General features: G+C 42.7%; 14 protein-coding genes and 1 pseudogene. 14 read left to right on the forward strand and 1 reads right to left on the reverse strand.

From position 1 onward, the window contains the following. The first annotated feature begins 9 nt into the window (after window positions 1-9). Window positions 10-2,313, forward strand: a complete 2,304-nt coding sequence (locus tag ACWQ4X_RS02755) for a portal protein (protein WP_457902629.1) — start codon at window positions 10-12, stop codon at window positions 2,311-2,313. 62 nt (window positions 2,314-2,375) lie between these two features. Further along, a pseudogene (locus ACWQ4X_RS02760) lies at window positions 2,376-2,738 on the forward strand (Gp49 family protein); the annotation flags it as partial. Window positions 2,739-3,076: 338 nt separating this feature from the next. Here the strand turns inward: ACWQ4X_RS02760 and ACWQ4X_RS02765 are convergent. Further along, a complete protein-coding gene (locus tag ACWQ4X_RS02765; protein WP_227515190.1) occupies window positions 3,077-3,304 on the reverse strand; it encodes a hypothetical protein in 228 nt (75 codons plus the stop codon). Between the two features lie 105 nt (window positions 3,305-3,409). Here ACWQ4X_RS02765 and ACWQ4X_RS02770 point away from each other — a divergent pair, with 105 nt between their 5' ends. The 12 genes from ACWQ4X_RS02770 (at window position 3,410) to ACWQ4X_RS02825 (ending at window position 16,007) form a co-directional block, all read left to right on the forward strand. Continuing rightward, window positions 3,410-4,456 carry a hypothetical protein gene (locus ACWQ4X_RS02770; protein ID WP_070152170.1) on the forward strand — a complete coding sequence of 349 codons (1,047 nt, stop codon included), beginning with the start codon at window positions 3,410-3,412 and terminating at the stop codon, window positions 4,454-4,456. 26 nt (window positions 4,457-4,482) lie between these two features. Then, window positions 4,483-5,772, forward strand: coding sequence for a phage capsid family protein (locus ACWQ4X_RS02775; protein ID WP_457902630.1), 1,290 nt, complete (start codon window positions 4,483-4,485; stop codon window positions 5,770-5,772). A gap of 64 nt (window positions 5,773-5,836) precedes the next feature. Continuing rightward, entirely contained in the window at window positions 5,837-6,310 is a 474-nt protein-coding gene (locus ACWQ4X_RS02780; RefSeq protein WP_457902631.1) for a hypothetical protein, read from the forward strand. A 70-nt stretch (window positions 6,311-6,380) separates the two neighbouring features. Next, the gene (locus tag ACWQ4X_RS02785) at window positions 6,381-7,274 is read left to right on the forward strand and encodes a RyR domain-containing protein (protein WP_457902632.1); all 894 of its coding nucleotides are present in this window, start codon (window positions 6,381-6,383) and stop codon (window positions 7,272-7,274) included. Beyond that, complete coding sequence (locus ACWQ4X_RS02790; RefSeq protein WP_457902633.1) at window positions 7,274-7,948, forward strand: phage adaptor protein; 675 nt, start codon at window positions 7,274-7,276, stop codon at window positions 7,946-7,948. The genes ACWQ4X_RS02785 and ACWQ4X_RS02790 overlap by 1 nt, the downstream gene beginning before the upstream one ends. A 93-nt stretch (window positions 7,949-8,041) precedes the next feature. Beyond that, window positions 8,042-8,239 (forward strand): hypothetical protein, encoded by a 198-nt coding sequence (locus ACWQ4X_RS02795; protein ID WP_061517827.1) that lies wholly within the window; start codon window positions 8,042-8,044, stop codon window positions 8,237-8,239. Then, complete coding sequence (locus ACWQ4X_RS02800) at window positions 8,220-8,627, forward strand: hypothetical protein (protein WP_457902634.1); 408 nt, start codon at window positions 8,220-8,222, stop codon at window positions 8,625-8,627. Before ACWQ4X_RS02795 ends, ACWQ4X_RS02800 begins: the two co-directional genes overlap by 20 nt. A gap of 15 nt (window positions 8,628-8,642) precedes the next feature. Next, a complete protein-coding gene (locus tag ACWQ4X_RS02805; RefSeq protein ID WP_005221940.1) occupies window positions 8,643-8,951 on the forward strand; it encodes a hypothetical protein in 309 nt (102 codons plus the stop codon). Further along, the gene (locus ACWQ4X_RS02810) at window positions 8,948-10,135 is read left to right on the forward strand and encodes a WD40 repeat domain-containing protein (protein ID WP_457902635.1); all 1,188 of its coding nucleotides are present in this window, start codon (window positions 8,948-8,950) and stop codon (window positions 10,133-10,135) included. The genes ACWQ4X_RS02805 and ACWQ4X_RS02810 overlap by 4 nt, the downstream gene beginning before the upstream one ends. Window positions 10,136-10,141: 6 nt before the next feature. Further along, a complete protein-coding gene (locus ACWQ4X_RS02815) occupies window positions 10,142-14,224 on the forward strand; it encodes a hypothetical protein (RefSeq protein ID WP_457902636.1) in 4,083 nt (1,360 codons plus the stop codon). Continuing rightward, window positions 14,221-15,393 (forward strand): hypothetical protein, encoded by a 1,173-nt coding sequence (locus ACWQ4X_RS02820; protein ID WP_457902637.1) that lies wholly within the window; start codon window positions 14,221-14,223, stop codon window positions 15,391-15,393. Before ACWQ4X_RS02815 ends, ACWQ4X_RS02820 begins: the two co-directional genes overlap by 4 nt. Window positions 15,394-15,422: 29 nt before the next feature. Continuing rightward, window positions 15,423-16,007, forward strand: coding sequence for a hypothetical protein (locus ACWQ4X_RS02825; RefSeq protein ID WP_457902638.1), 585 nt, complete (start codon window positions 15,423-15,425; stop codon window positions 16,005-16,007). Window positions 16,008-16,009 lie beyond the last annotated feature (2 nt).

A 16,009-nucleotide genomic window follows, 5' to 3' on the forward strand; every position in this document is an offset into this window, starting at 1 on the left:
GGAAAAGCTATGTTTACTCAAGAAGATACAGCTACAAGTGAGCAGATTAGCGATGATGATACGCTCAGTCTGGAAGAATTAACGGAGATCATGCACGAAATTGAGGAACAACCTCATTGGCGTCACATCGCAGATAAAGAGATGGATTATGCAGATGGCAATCAATTAGATACAGATTTGCTTAACCGTATGCAACAGATCGGTATTCCACCTGCAGTAGAGGACAGAATTAGTCCAGCTTTATTGTCGATTATGGGTTATGAGCTACAGACTCGTACTGATTGGCGTGTAAAAGCCAATGGTGAAACTGGCGGTGATGATGTTGCTGATGCCTTGAACTACAAATTAAATCAAGCTGAACGCTTATCTAAAGCAGATAAAGCGTGTAGTGATGCTTTTCGTCCTCAAATTTCATGTGGTTTAGGATGGGTTGAGGTAAAGCGTGAGCAAGACCCATTCAAATATCCTTATCGTTGTGTTGTAGTTCATCGTAATGAAATTCATTGGGATATGAAGTCTACAGAACCAGACTTATCTGATGCACGCTGGTTACGTCGTACTCGTTGGGTTCATCCTAAGCGTTTAATGAGTGCTTTCCCAGAACACAAGGAGCTAATCCAAACAGTTGGTCGTTATGGTGGTTCATGGTGGCAACAACCTGATGTGCTGGATGGTGGAGCAAGTACAGGCTTACAAAATGCTTGGCTTGATGCACGTTCATGGACGATAAGTGAAAACTACTGGTATAACCCTACATCTAAAGAGATAAACGTTACTGAGGTTTGGTACCGTCGTTGGGTGCGTGTACCAGTTTTAAAGTTCAGTGATGGTCGTATCGTTGAGTATGATGCCAATAATATGGCTCATGACTTAGCAATTTATCAAGGTGTTGCACGTGTAGAGCAGGCTACCATATCAAAATTGCGCCGTTCATATTGGCTTGGACCACACCTTTTACATGATAGTCCTTCGCCATATTCACACCATTATTTCCCTTATGTGCCTTTTTTTGGGTTTCGTGAAGATAATACTGGCATACCGTATGGCTTTGTTCGTGGCATGAAGTACAGTCAAGACAGTATTAACTCTGGTATCTCAAAGCTACGTTGGGGCATGAGTGTTACACGTGTTGAGCGTACCAAAGGTGCAGTGGCGATGACAGACGAACAATTACGTCGTCAAGTTGCACGTCCTGATGCTGATATTGTATTGGATGCAGCACATATGGCTAGACCTGGTGCAAGATTTGATGTTAAACGTGACTATGAATTATCACAGCAACATTTCCAACTGATCAGTGATAATCGTGCTGCTATTGAGCAAGTAAGCAATATTACTTCTGGGTTCCAAGGTAAAAAAGGTAATGCTACTTCGGGTAAACAAGAGCAGATTCAAGTTGAGCAATCCAATCAAACTTTAATGAAGATGATGGATAATTTCCGTGAGGGACGTACCCTCATGGGAGAAATGCTACTATCAATGATCGTTGAGGATATGGGTACTCAGCAGCAGACTATCATTATTGAAGGTGATGCGGTACGTGAGGATCGTACAGTTGTTATCAATAAACCTGAGGTTGATGAACATGGTTATCCTTATGTTAGTAATGATGTTCAACGTACACGCTTGAAAGTTGTACTTGATGATGTTCCAAGTACCAGCACTTTCCGAGAACAACAACTTAATGCCTTGTCTGAGATTGTTAAATCCTTACCTCAAGAGGTTCAAGTTGCAGTATTGCCTTATGTGATGGCCTTGACTGACATTCCATTCAAGAAAGATATTATTGAATCTATTCGTCAAGCTACACAGGCACCGACACCAGAACAAGTGGAACAACAAATTAAAGAAGCTGTTGATAAAGCACTTGCCGATGCTGGTATTGATCTAAAACGTCGAGAGCTTGAACTTAAAGAGCGTAAAGCAGTAAGTGAAATTAAGGAAATAGACGCACGTTCAGTACAAATTGGTGTGCAAGCTGCATATTCAGCAATGCAAGGTGGTTCACAGGTGGCAATGATGCCGCAGATTGCGCCAATTGCTGACGAGATTATGAAAGGTGCAGGTTATCAGCGTCCTAATCCGATGGGTGATGATCCTAACTTCCCAACCGCAGAACAGACAGCAGCACGTGATGTACGTTCACCATATTTAGAAGGTGAAGGGGCGCAGTTAGGCAGTGAAGGACTAGCAGAGGTGCAACAGAACACCAGCCCAATGAACCCACCAGTACCACAGCAAGGCTCAACAGGTATGCAAGGGATTGAAACTCAACGAATCAGTGACAACATGCCCCCTGTAAGGCAAGAGTAATTTTAATTGTTCACAGATACTAAGGCAGTCAATCGACTGTCTTTTTATTGAGGATTATGTTCATGTCAAATACTGAACAGCAAATTGAGCAAGAAATTCAATCTAAAAACTTAAATGCGCCACGTTTAACGCCTGCTGATATTGATGCCACTATTGTTGACGAATATTACTTTACAGCAGCGCAAGGCGTTGGGAATAATTGTAATGGTTATGATGCTATGGGGTTTCATAGTGTACTTGGTACGCTAACATTTTGCGTATTAGTTCTTAAAAATGGATTTACAGTCACAGGTGAATCAGCTTGTGCAAGTCCTGAAAACTTTGATGCAGAGATTGGCCGTAAAATTGCCTTTGAAAATGCTCGCAACAAAGTATGGATGCTTGAGGGTTATTTGCTGAAAGAAAAATTAAACCATCAAATTAAAATCCAAGAACATTTTGCAAGCCAAGGTGTGGATGTTGGGAAGTTGCAAGACAGCCCTATAGTTTCTGAATTGCCTGAATTAGAAATTAAATATAGTGATGCTGTTAAATCCACCGATCCTACAAATGATAACCAAGCATGTGGTAGTGCTAGTTCTAATGGTTATCAACTCAATGCCAAACGTGATAACGCTTTTCTCGTGGCACAGTTACTGTCTAATAATAAAATCAGTGCAGAATTACGCAAAAAAGCTGAAACCAAAATGACTGCATTATTAGATGAATTGATTTAAACCTATCGAATTCGAGACCTTTAAACCAGCATCAATATGCTGGTTTTTTATTTCTTAATTTTCCATTCAACGGCATGATTTCCATTGTCGCAATCATGGCTCACACATTCACCTTTGTGATTCACCTGAATTACACCACAACCTTCACAAATAACATTTGCTAGATAGTTCGGCTTACATTCATTGATAAACCCATTACTCATTCCATATTGCTTGGCGCATTGAGCACAATATTCTGCCATTAATCCTACCCCCTGTAAGGCTAACGACATCATATATAAATCCTAGACACTTGTCTCATGTTGAGCAATCAACAGCTAAACGCTAGATAACTCTAGCCATTCGCCTTTGCGGTCACAGCGATAAGTGATAGGACAGACATGGATATTACAGAGCAACAAAATGAGTTGATTGAAGCTAACGGTGGTAAAGCATCACCTGAACTTGCAGCGCAGCTTTTAGAGCAAGCGTTAAATGGCGATACCGCAAATGCGGAAAATGGTAGTCAGCCAGCAACTACCCAAGTTACAGAAGAAAATACCCCAAAAGTTGAAGGTCAAGACGGTACGCAACAACCAGCTGATACACAACAAGCACAACAGCAACAACAGGTCGATGAAAGCCAGTTAAATGCTGAAAATGCTGTGATCTTAGCTAAAGACGGAAAACACACCATTCCCTATGACAAGTTAGTGGAAGCACGTAACGGTGAAAAGGAATGGAAGCAAAAGTTTGATGAAGCTCAACAACAGTTGGCACAACTTCAAGCTGATGCACAGGAACGTAAAGATAACGGACAGGCTCCAACTACACAGGACAACCAAGCAAATATCGCACAACAAGCGATTGATCAGGGTGTAGACCCTGCAATCTTTGGGGATTTTAGCGAGAAAGATTTGGCTGCTGGTATTCAGAAACTTGTTAATTCACAGGTTTCAACTTTGGTGCAACAGCAATTACAAACTGCTTTAGCTCCAATTCAGCAACAACAGCAGGTCAGTGTAGAGCAAGCCCATTTTAACGAAATCTTTACAGCACACCCAGATGCAGAATCTATTGTTGAATCGAAAGAATTTAATGATTGGAAGAATGCACAACCAAGTTTTCTGAAAGATGCGTATGAAACAGTTTTGGATAAAGGTTCAGCTGCTCAGGTGGTAGAACTTCTAGGATTGTATAAGTCGAATACCCAATCAGGTCAACAAGCTGCTCAACCTGCCAATGATGCAGTAAAGGCAGTAGCGCAAAAAGCTGTGAGTCAGGCTCAAACACCACCACCGAACAGTCTGAGTGATTTGCCTGCTGGTAGTCCTGCTGGTGTTTCTCGTGATGAGCGTTTGGCAGCAATGTCGCCAGCGCAACTTGCAGAGGAAATGCAAGGATGGACACCCGACCAAGTGGAGCAATTTCTCAATAGACGTGTTTAAACATACGTGATGAGAGTATTTGAAACATGACTACTAAAACTAACGCAAGTTATGGCGATAAGACCAATTTAGTTACCCAAGCGGTAGGTCTGTTCGCTACACACATGAATCGTAACAGCACCTTAAACCTATTGGCTGGGAAAATGCCTAAGGGCGAAGCAGGTGCGGAAGCGACTCTCCGTAAACAAACCACATCCCATATGCCTATTGTTCGTGTTCAGGACTTAGGAAAAGGGCGTGGTGATGAAGTGACATTCCACTTACTAAATCCAGTCGGTGCATATCCAATTATGGGTAGTGCGTATGCTGAAGGTCGTGGTGTGGGGATGTCTTTGAATGAAGATCGCCTACGTGTGAACCAAGCTCGTTTCCCTGTTGATTTGGGTAACGTGATGTCACAGATTCGTAGCCCAGCTGATTTGCGCAAACTTGGTCGTCCAGTCGCTCAGAACTTGATGGATCGCTATTGTGATCAGTCATTACTGGTGCATATGGCTGGTGCACGTGGTTCTCATAACAACATTGAATGGGTTATTCCTAAAGATAATCATAAAAACTTCAATGAAATCATGGTAAACCGTGTTAAAGCACCAACTAAAAACCGTCACTATGTTGTTGATGGTTCTGGTGTGCAGAGCGTTAAAAGTAATGCAGGTGAGTTTGATATTGCAACAACTGATCTATTTACAATGGATTCAGTTGATTCAATGAAAACTGTTCTGGATCAAATTGCTTTACCACCACCTATTTGTAAGTTTGAAGGTGATGTTGCTGCGGAAGATTCACCATTACGTGTATGGCTTGTATCGCCAGCACAGTACAACAGATTTGCTGCCCAACCAGGTTTCCGTTCTTTCCAATCATCTGCATTTGCGCGAGCAAGTCAGGCAAAACAACATCCGCTTTTCTTAGGTGATGTGGGTTTATGGAACGGATTTATTATCCGAAAAATGCCACGTCCGATTCGTTTCTATGCAGGTGACACAATTAAATATTGTGCTTCGTATGACAGTGAAGCTGAATCAGATTTAATCGTACCATCAAGTTTTGGTAGCACTTTCGCTGTTGACCGTTCAATTATTTTGGGTGGACAAGCAATTGCGGAAGCAATGGCTGCAAGTGATAAGTCTGGTGTGCCTTTCTTCTGGTCTGAAAAAGACCTTGATCATGGCGATAAATGGGAATTATTGATCGGTGCCATTCGTGGTACATCAAAAATCCGTTTCGCTGTTGATACTGGTGAGCGTACAGAATTTACCGACTATGGTGTAACTGTTGTCGATACCGCTGTGCCAATCATTGGTGCTAATCAGTAATTGTTTTGGGTATGTCCAGTTATGGGCATACCTCATCTTATTCTAATCCTTGGAGATTTTTAAAATGGCGACAATTAAGAAGAAGCCTAGTGGTTATGGTCAGTTTGGTGGATTCTCACCATATGGCAATGTTACATCGTTAGCATTTTTTCTTGCCACGAATGCTTCAGGTGCCGTAATTGATTCAGACACAACTGTTGCAGTAGCAAGTGGTGATGTTATCGATTTAGGTGAACTACCAGAAGGTATGCGCCTTGATGATGCTCAAATCCTGATTAAAACAGGTATGACAGCCACCGTTACTGGTTCACTTGGCTTTAAATATGTTGATGGTGATAGTACAGAAGTACCACAAGATGCAGCATATTTTATCAATGCTGGTGATCTTGCAACAGCAGGTCGATTACGTGCTAATACAGGTAAATTGGTAACCTTGCCTAAGGCTGCACGATTGATTTTAACCACTGGTGGTGCAGCGAATGCCAAGGCAAGCGACATCAAGGTTATTGTCAGTGGTGAATTGACAGGTCCTCGTTAATGTTTTGATGGTGTAGGTTTTAGACAGCCTACACCATTCTTTTTATTTTTTAACTTATTACGGTGATAAGATGAAAACGATTGCAATAGCGATGATGTGCCATGCGATTAATGCAGCATACTGCCAATCTATGGGTGATGACAGCCAACCAACATGGGATGATGCGCCAGATTGGCAGCGTAACAGTGCGATTGCTGGTGTAGAAATGCATTTGGCAAATCCAGATGCAACACCAGAACAGTCACATGAAAGCTGGTATAAACAAAAAGAGGCGGAAGGCTGGAAATATGGTGACGTCAAGGATGCGGAAAAGAAAGAGCATCCATGTTTTTTACCTTATGAAGAATTACCAGATGAACAAAAGGCAAAGGATTATTTATTCCGTACAACAGTTCATTTGGTTAAGCACTTGCCTGATCCTGAAGATTACTTGGCATTGAGTGCGGAAGTTGTGAATCTACGCCAAAAGGTTGAGCATCAAAAGAATGTCGCAATTAATACAGCGACAATCACCCCAACCAATGTTGTTCAAAAATCTGCTGGTGTGTCAATTCAGTATATTGGAAATAAATCTCTATATACCGACCACTTATACGAATCAGCTTTAACCTTTGAACAAGGTCAAGTGCGATCAATTCCAAGTGATTTGGCAACCAAGTTTTTAAAACATCCTGAGTTTACTCGTTATGATGGTGAGCCTGAATCCATTTCTGGTGAATCTACTGAGCAAGGCTTAGATGATGATACGTCAAGTATTCTCAATCGCTCTAAAGAAAAACAGCAAGAAGAAATTGATAAAGAAAATAAAATTCTTGATGAAATTGAAACGATTGGAAAAATGACAAAGGCTGGCTTGGTTCAATATGCTTTAGAAAAGTATGAGCAGAAACTTAGCCCACAAAAAAATCTTGATGAATTAAAAGAATCAGTTACTCAAATGATTCATCAATATGGGGTTGTGTAATGCAGCTAAATGACCTGATCAGCCGTTTTCGTACACTGGCCAACGATAAAGTAGAACCATATTTTATTGATGATGCCAGTGTCATTGATTGGCTTAATGATGCCGTAAGTGAAGCGTGTATCCGTGGTCGTTTATTGCATGAATCCCAAAACAATGATGTTTGTAAGATTAATGTATTAATTGGTTCGTCTCGTTATCAGTTGCATGAATCGTTATACGAATTGACTCGAGTGTGGTTCCAGCCGAGTGATGGAGCAAAAGGACAATACTTGACTTTAATGTCAGCTGAATTACTTGATCATTATTATGATGGTGAGAATTGGCGAGTGAAACAGGGTAAACCTGAACACATTATTCAGGATGATACAGGTATTCGCCTTGTTCCAATTCCTGATGTAAACGGTGAATTGCAATTAGAAGGCTATCGTGTGCCATTGTTGCCAATGAAAAATGATACCGATGTTCCAGAAATTAACCAAATTCACCATGTTCAATTGATTCACTGGGTACTACACCAAGCGTTTAAGGTGCCAGATGCGGAATTCTTTGATCCAAATCGTTCAGCATTAGCAGAGCAGGAGTTTACAGATTATTTCGGTATTCGCCCTGATAGTGATTTGCGACGCATTACTCGTGAGGATATACCGCATAACGTTATTCCATTCATGCCATGACTTGCTTGTGACATAAGCACCCCTGTAAGGCTAAAGCTTTTCAGGGGTTTTTTACATAATAATCTTACTTATTTTATTTAATCATGCACAAAGATGGGCAAACGTACAATTGATTTAAAGACCGAAGATACGCTTTACATTGGCGGTGCCAAAGTTCAATTGATCAAAAAATCAGGACAATTGGCTCGAATTTGTGTTGAAGCAGATAATCACATTGAAATTAAACATGAGCGCATGAGTGCTTCCGATTCAGCTACGGAGACTCAAGCACATGGCAAACACACTCTATGACTTTGCACGTCAGCGTTTTTTAGAAGCACAGATTAACTGGATGACTGACACAATTAAGGTCATCTTGGTTGATACAGGTGCATATACACCACAAACATCTGTACACCAATATTTATCTGATATTCCAACATCAGCACGTATTGCAGGTCCGGTCACGCTCACATCAAAAGCAACCACTGGTGGTGCCGCTGATGCGGCCGATGTGACCTTTACATCCGTTACAGGTGCATCCATTGAAGCCATCATTATTTATGCCGATACAGGTGTGGAAGCCACCAGTCCACTGATTGCATATATTGACACCGCAACCGGCTTACCGATCACGCCAAACGGCGGTGACATTATTGTGACCTGGGATAACGGTACAAATAAAATCTTTAAGGTTTAATTTATTAGGTGGTGTATGGAAAACAACCAAAAGCCACCCACTCAATCCGTGGGTGTAGAAGGATTTAAAGCCGATGTATATGCAAGTGATGAAGTTAAGATCCCCTGGCATGATCTAATTCACATACCCAAATTTCAAATGTTTGCTTTGGAGATGTCGGCAGGTCGTTATGGCGATCATGGAAACGTAATGGAATGGATTGTTGGTTTTGTACAGGATCAGTCACGTTCTAATGGTGAACAAACATTCTTTCATCAATATAGCGAATGGCACGATAAAAAAGGCTATTGGAACAACGAAACGGTATTTGGTGAATTGAAATGAAGCGAACATTTTTATTTGTGCCTAGCAGCGGCACAACTTCAACAAATTTCCTTTCGATATATGACTGGAAAACTAAAGCGAGAATGCAACAAGCCGGTCTAACCAATTCTGGAAGTTTCGCTTCCAATAACATGGCAGGTGCATTTTCTCCTGATGGTAGTTTATTTGCTGTGGCTAATTATGCGTATCCGTATATAAATGTTTATAGAACATCTGATTGGAGCAAAATCACACTTGTAGGTGGCTTTCCTAGCGGTATTGGTCGGTCTGTTGCTTTTTCTCCAGACGGTTCATACTTAGCAGTAGGGCATGATAGTAGTCCTTATCTCACTGTATATAACACAGGGGATTGGTCTAAGAAAGTCTTACCTGGAGGTAATCCTACAAATTCAGCATTCGGTCTTGCTTTTTCACCAGATGGATCAACATTGGCAGTTTCACATTTAGGTACACCCTATCTTACATTTTACAATACTACCGACTGGTCAAAAAAAACTGCTATATCGCCTGCTCTTGCTGATACAGCACAGAGTTGTGCATATTCTCCTGATGGAACCAAACTGGCAGTAACCACAAACAAGGCGCCTTGTTTATATATTTTCAATCTCAGTGATATGAGCCGAATGTCACCTGCGGGTGCTACAGGTTTCGGTACAGCTTATTGTGTACGTTTCTCACCCGACGGGTCATTGGTTGCTGTTGCACATGATAGTTACCCATATCTTTCGGTTTTTGAAACTGTCAACTGGACTAAAATTACAATCCCGACTAACCCGGGCTATGCTGCAAATGCGTGTGGTTTTTCACCAGACGGAAGTAAATTGGTAGTTGGTACTTATCAAACACCATATCTCATGTCGTATGACACAACGACTTGGGCGAAAACAGTGTTTACTGATATTCCTGCAGGGTATCCCGGTGCAATTGTCTTTTCTCCACCCATCGGTGGCACAATTTCCAATGAGGATACCACACCTATCACAGATGCTTTAAATGTGCCGGTACAGCGTAAGGTTTTTGCGCTCAATCGTGTAACTTTGGCTATTCAAGGGCAAGCCGTGTCCGGCGTAGATGGGCGTTATGAGCTTCCGCTGTTGACGGCATCAGAACCCCTTACTGTGCTATTTCAGGCTGATAACGATATGGAAAACAGTGTGGTTGTAGATTGGGTGCAACCTGAGTAACGATGAATGGCTGATATTTATTTTGCACCACACAGTGAAGGTGTTACAGGTGAATTGCCTTCCTCTGTATCGAAACCTTCTACCCAGATTACTGCGATTTTTAACAGTGATGTTCGTTGGAAGAAGATAAAAGTATCTCAGCCATCCTCGTCTGAATCATTTGGTCAAAATGGCGAGATTTACAATTCAGCACAAGTCGTTCAAGCCAAGGGTTTCTTTTTAGATGGTATAGGTGCTCAAGCACCTGCAAGTACTTCTGTAACTGCAAAATTTGAGGACTATCAGCGTTTAAATAGTGTTCGTATTACAGCCAGTACTGTTTATCTAAGCACACCTGCGGTTAAGCACGACAAGCCTAAAGAAAAATATATCCTGGTCGAAGGTTTTGACGGATGTGCTTTAGGTGTTTCAGCGATTCGCCATCTAAACTTCCTGGTTAAGCCGCAAGGTTTTTTATCTGAAAAGATTAAACCTGAAATACCTACAAGTAACGCTATCACGGCAAGGTTCTTTGATTACGAATCGCTACCTGCAACACGCATCACCGGACGTACCACCTATCCGAATGCTGCCACAGTAGATCGCTATTTCGCACCGGCGACACAGCACACATCACCATTCGGTGAGCGCATGACCGAATTTGGTCAGACGGTGCTCAAGTACGACCAGTTCTTAAAGCCCGGTGGATTTGATCAGTCTGCTATTGGTGAAGCAACACTTTACAACAAAACCCAAGTCGCCAGGCTATCTGGATTTAATGCGCAAGGCTTTGGCACAGCAGCAATTGTCAACAAATCACGCCAGATCTTTCCAGGCTCTTTTGTATCGCAGCAATTTGGTTCAGCTAAGATTTATAACCTACGCCAATATGTAAAATATAATGGTCTGGATAGTGCAAAATTTGGTACGCCATTCCTAATTGGAGGGGTGAAATACGTCAATGTAATCGGCCTGAATGCCAGTGGCTTTACTGCACCAAAGGTCGTCAATACCACAGCGAACCAGTTTGTTCAGGCCATCGGTTTATCTGCACAGTCAATACCGCAGCCGAACGTATCTCCACGTTTTCTGGCACCTAAAGGTATACTAGGTTTTGCAGCCGGTAATCCAATTGTACAGCGTAACCCATCCCCGAAAGGTTTTACTAATGACCTCTACGGTACAGCATGGATTTCGCATAGCCCTCGATTTATCACACCAGATTGGGTGGAAGGCTTTGTATCTGGCTACCCTAAAGCCTACGATCCAACACAAAAGGTATTGTTTGCCGGACAGATCAGCGGTGGTATCTTTGGTGATATTGCAATACGCAATACACGTCGCATTATTTCTCCTATTGGTATAGACCAATCCAGTTTAAGCGACTGGACCAGTCTGTATTCCAACCTGATCAATATCCAGTTATCCGGTTTTGATTCACTGGTGACTGGATCAACAGCAATTCGTAATAAAACACCATCCCTTATTCCTGGTGGCTTTGATGTAGCGGCTTTTGGTTCACACTTAATCGCTGAAAGAGTAAGACGTTTAAATGTTCGCGGCTTTGGCTACCAGGAACAGGAACGCTTTGGTCGTCATCAGTTCAGCAAGTCACCAGAATTAAACCCTAAAGCATTTGATTCGATGCTGATCGGTGCTGCGGTTATCAGTAACAAGCGTAGATACATTTTTACTGTTGGTCGGGATAATCTGGCCCTTGGTGATGCACGTACCTGGTTCCGCTACAGAAACTTAAAACCAAATGGTGCGGACCAGGCTAGATATGGTGCTGCAACAATTACTCACGGCAATCGGTCATTGCTACACAAGGGATTGGATTATGCTGCGCTAGGTTCTCCGCAAATCTGGTTCCGTGTGCGTTACCTGGTAACGGCAAGCATCTATCGGGAGTTTGAAAGTAATCATCAGATTGGTGGCACACAACACCTTGCACCTGCAGGTTTTGTAGCGACACAATTTGGTAGCCGTATCATTCCAGAAAGACAGTCCCTATATCCGCTAGGTTTATCAGGTCAGGAGTTCGGCTTGGCCCAGGTCGAGCTATTTAAACGATGGATCCGACCTTTAGGATTTATCAGTTTTGGCAGCCAGGCATCGGATCGCTACGGTACCGCAAAGGTCTGGAACAGCCTGCAATATGTTTATCAGGTCTTTGATCCGAATGACGGCCTGAATCCTGGTGGCTTTGGCTACTGGACTACGATTAATAACCGTAACCGATTAATCAGGGTTCAATCCTTTGATGTACAGCGGTTCGGGAATCATCTTCCAGAGAACAAGGCACGTCCAATACTTGTCCCTGGTCGTGATCATGTGGTGTTTGGCCGAAACATGATTGCAGACCGTATTCGACAGGTACGACCAGAATCAATAGAAGCACCGCATATTTCCACATGGGCCAACCTGCGCAACAAGGCAGCAGTAATCAAGGCAGCTGCAGCAAGGCATGATGCCTGGGGTAATGCGACGGTAGTCAACAATCGACGTGAATACCGTTGGGTCGGTGCGTTTGATTCCTTCCGGTCAGGTACACCAATGGTAGCGTTTAAGGTGCGAAACCTTAATATTGAGAGCCGCTACTCGATTAATCCACCTTATATCCCATTGCCTAAATTTGATTTGCATACGCGCTATATCGAGCCAATTGGCTTTGATTTAATGCGTTTTGGTGGGCCGTCCTTGTTCATCAAGTGGAATATCATTACGCCACGATGGACGTTGCGCCATTACTTCGGTGATCCGGCTGTACGCAACGTCACACCGGAATTGCGTCAACGTGGCAATGTCACTGAGGAATTTGGCTTCCCATCTTTACGCCGTGATCGAGAAAGTTACTTCATTGATGGCTTTAAGTCTGATCTGTTTGGCCGGCATTCTATAGGCTACCGTGACCGATTAATTACCGTATCCGGTATTGATACTATGCGTATCGGCTTAACCAAAGCCACCAAGACCGGTGCACCGCCTTATAGTTTGCAAATAATTACCCTGGATTGGGTATCGAAAAACGATAACGATGTTCAGCCAGATACCTACACGGCAGATGGTATTGCACCACCTGAGCGACAGGTGCCGGTACCGATGTTTAAGGGAAATGTGATCTTCCCGCAAGGCTTTGTCGCTTCGCTCTATGGTGAGCATCATGCGCAATCTAATGGCATCATTCTGGATTCAGGTATTTTTGATCTTTACTTTGGTAATCCATCAGTAATTTTACGCAACAGAACTGTCAAGGTACAAAGTCTAGGTGATCAAAGTTCGGTCAAAGGTATGCCAAGATTATCACCACATACGATTTATGCGGTCATGGAGGCACCTGGGCAGGCGATAAACAACCATCCGGTACGTGGTGAAAGACACTATGTAAATAGTTTTGAAGTATTCGGTGCACCAGTAGTCACGAATAAACACCGTTTTGCGCGTCCGAATGGATTTAATGGTCTAACCATAGGCCAACCAACTGTCGATTTACGTTTACGCTATATCAATGTGTCATCCATCAATGCCTTTCGTATGGGATGGCATCAGCTGCTTGATGGTTCTCCGCAAACGATTATACAGTTCAATGAAAAGCCAATGACCAGTTTTGGTGGGGCGATAGTCAAGGCGATTTATCGCGGTCCTCAATATGTGTCAGTAAGAGGGTTTGATGCAAGCGTAATCGGTTCGAGTAAAGTCGATTTTTTCCATAGGAAAATATATCCAGTCGGTGAAGATGTATCACGATTAGGGACCAAGCTGAATGGCGACCAGGCATATAAACCGAAGGGGCTTTGGGTAGGCGAACCAATGCCGACTATCCCGGCAGGTTATGACGCTTCGGTATTCGGAAAAACAGTGATCGGTTTACGTGTACGTGATGTGAATGCGCAAGGTTTTGATAGTTTCAATGGGGATATGGATATAAGTGCTTTTGGTGGTCGCCTGAAAGTTGTGTTGGTTAAGAAGGCTGAAGTGATTGAACCAAAAACAATTGAAATACAGTCATTCAATCAAGCAGTTTATGGTGTTCCAGATATTCGCTTGAAAACACATTACATTCGACCTGATGGAAACTCAGATCAATATAGAAAAGGTGTTCCAAAATGAAAAGATTAACTCCATTGCGTGGTCTTGATAATGTTTCAGATGATGAAAGCATGTCGAGTTTCGGTCGTGAACCTTTCGTAAAGCTACGTGATGCTGTGAACGTCAATATTAGTTCAAGTGGTCGGCTGCAGTTGCGTGATACTGGTGTAATTGCTACAGAGATACCATATAAAAATTTATGGGTCAGTCCATTACACGGTGATACCTTTGGCACATTAAATGGTGAGTTGGTCAAAATCAATCCGGTGGACTGGTCACACGAAAGCCTAAACATTGAATTAAAAGGAAGTGTAAATTACCTGGTCGTGAATAATTTTATTATTATCTCCGATACACTTTCCCTATATAGATATGACGGTGCAAGTGTAATTAAGCTGACGATTGAAACCCCACCAGAACCAATAGCGCGTTTATCTACTGGATCACTACTGGATGGAACATACACCGTTGCAATTGCCTGGTCTAAAGATGGTCGTGAATCAGGACTATCAACAAGTCTAAGTTTAAATGTTGAAGGCGGTATTGAGTTGATCTTGCCGTATAACTATAGCGAAGATGCTGACCAGATCGTGATTTATATGACTGAGCGTAACGGATCTGAGCTGTTGAAGGTGGGTGCTGTTGCTGTCAATACAGCTACTTTCACAATCAGCAGTGATAAAGACCTGACACGTGCTGCACAGTTTCAACACCTTTCACCGATGCGCACCGGTAAATTTTTAAAGTTATGGCGTGGACGCTTGCTGACCGCAGATAAAAACATGCTGTATTTTTCCCAGGCATTAAACTTTCATTTATGTGATGAGCGTTATGATTATATTGCCTTACCACAACGTGTGACCTTTGTGGAGCCGGTAGAATCTGGTATTTGGGTTGGCCAATCTAACAGTGTGATTTTTTTAAGTGGCTCGGATGTTAGAGATTTGCGCCTAGTGCAAACAGGAGCCAAGTCACCAGTGCCTGGTACGGCTTTACGTGTAAATAGTGATTTGCTTGGAGAGTTATCTGCAGGTTTAGAATCAGTATTGTGGTTGGCTGAAAATGGTTACTGCATTGGTACACCATCTGGAAATCTGGTTGAAGCACATGCCAACACATTAAAAGGCATCACCGCCAAAGGTGGACAGTCTGTAAGGTTTGATGATCGAATTGTCACTGTTCTACAGTAAGGACTGGTTTAACTAATCCGGTCATGACAATGGAAAAAATTAATCAAGCTGCACTGTTAGGTGCATTAGAACGTGGTGAATACACCGAAGAAGGCAATCAGATTACTTTCAATAAGCTAGGTGGTATCAGCTTTAAGGGGGAATACTTTGATCGTGTCAATGGTGGTGAATGGCAGCGCAATGAAAACCTGGTAGTCAATGAGGGGATTGCACATATCCTGAATGTGGCATTAGGTGCTAAGGCAAAAACTGCAAAATACTACCTGGCTTTATTTAGTGGTAGCACTGCACCTGCACCAACATGGACAGCAGCAAACTTTGCAGCAGTAGCCAGTGAAATTGTTAGCGGTACCGAAGGGTATACCAATGCTACACGTCCTGAATGGGTGCCTGTAGACACCAATGGTAATTCAATTGATAACATGGCAGCAGCAGCACAACTGACCATTGCAACATCAGGAACCTTAACTGTGACTGGTGCGGCATTACTGACTAACTCAACCAAGGGTGGCACCACTGGTACGCTCGTTTCTGCAAGTAAGTATGCCGTAGCGCGTACCTTCCAGAATGGTGACGTTTATGAAATTGGTTATCGTCTAAGCGCAACGGTGTAAAA

This window comes from Acinetobacter sp. NigerLNRRAM0016 (genome assembly GCF_054112845.1).

Bases quoted from the DNA above. Each gene is read 5' to 3' on its own strand.
- ACWQ4X_RS02755 (WP_457902629.1), top strand. From the start codon at position 10: ATGTTTACTCAAGAAGATACAGCTACAAGTGAGCAGATTAGCGATGAT.
- ACWQ4X_RS02765 (WP_227515190.1), bottom strand. From the start codon at position 3,304: ATGATGTCGTTAGCCTTACAGGGGGTAGGATTAATGGCAGAATATTGT.
- ACWQ4X_RS02770 (WP_070152170.1), top strand. From the start codon at position 3,410: ATGGATATTACAGAGCAACAAAATGAGTTGATTGAAGCTAACGGTGGT.
- ACWQ4X_RS02775 (WP_457902630.1), top strand. From the start codon at position 4,483: ATGACTACTAAAACTAACGCAAGTTATGGCGATAAGACCAATTTAGTT.
- ACWQ4X_RS02780 (WP_457902631.1), top strand. From the start codon at position 5,837: ATGGCGACAATTAAGAAGAAGCCTAGTGGTTATGGTCAGTTTGGTGGA.
- ACWQ4X_RS02785 (WP_457902632.1), top strand. From the start codon at position 6,381: ATGAAAACGATTGCAATAGCGATGATGTGCCATGCGATTAATGCAGCA.
- ACWQ4X_RS02790 (WP_457902633.1), top strand. From the start codon at position 7,274: ATGCAGCTAAATGACCTGATCAGCCGTTTTCGTACACTGGCCAACGAT.
- ACWQ4X_RS02795 (WP_061517827.1), top strand. From the start codon at position 8,042: ATGGGCAAACGTACAATTGATTTAAAGACCGAAGATACGCTTTACATT.
- ACWQ4X_RS02800 (WP_457902634.1), top strand. From the start codon at position 8,220: ATGGCAAACACACTCTATGACTTTGCACGTCAGCGTTTTTTAGAAGCA.
- ACWQ4X_RS02805 (WP_005221940.1), top strand. From the start codon at position 8,643: ATGGAAAACAACCAAAAGCCACCCACTCAATCCGTGGGTGTAGAAGGA.
- ACWQ4X_RS02810 (WP_457902635.1), top strand. From the start codon at position 8,948: ATGAAGCGAACATTTTTATTTGTGCCTAGCAGCGGCACAACTTCAACA.
- ACWQ4X_RS02815 (WP_457902636.1), top strand. From the start codon at position 10,142: ATGGCTGATATTTATTTTGCACCACACAGTGAAGGTGTTACAGGTGAA.
- ACWQ4X_RS02820 (WP_457902637.1), top strand. From the start codon at position 14,221: ATGAAAAGATTAACTCCATTGCGTGGTCTTGATAATGTTTCAGATGAT.
- ACWQ4X_RS02825 (WP_457902638.1), top strand. From the start codon at position 15,423: ATGGAAAAAATTAATCAAGCTGCACTGTTAGGTGCATTAGAACGTGGT.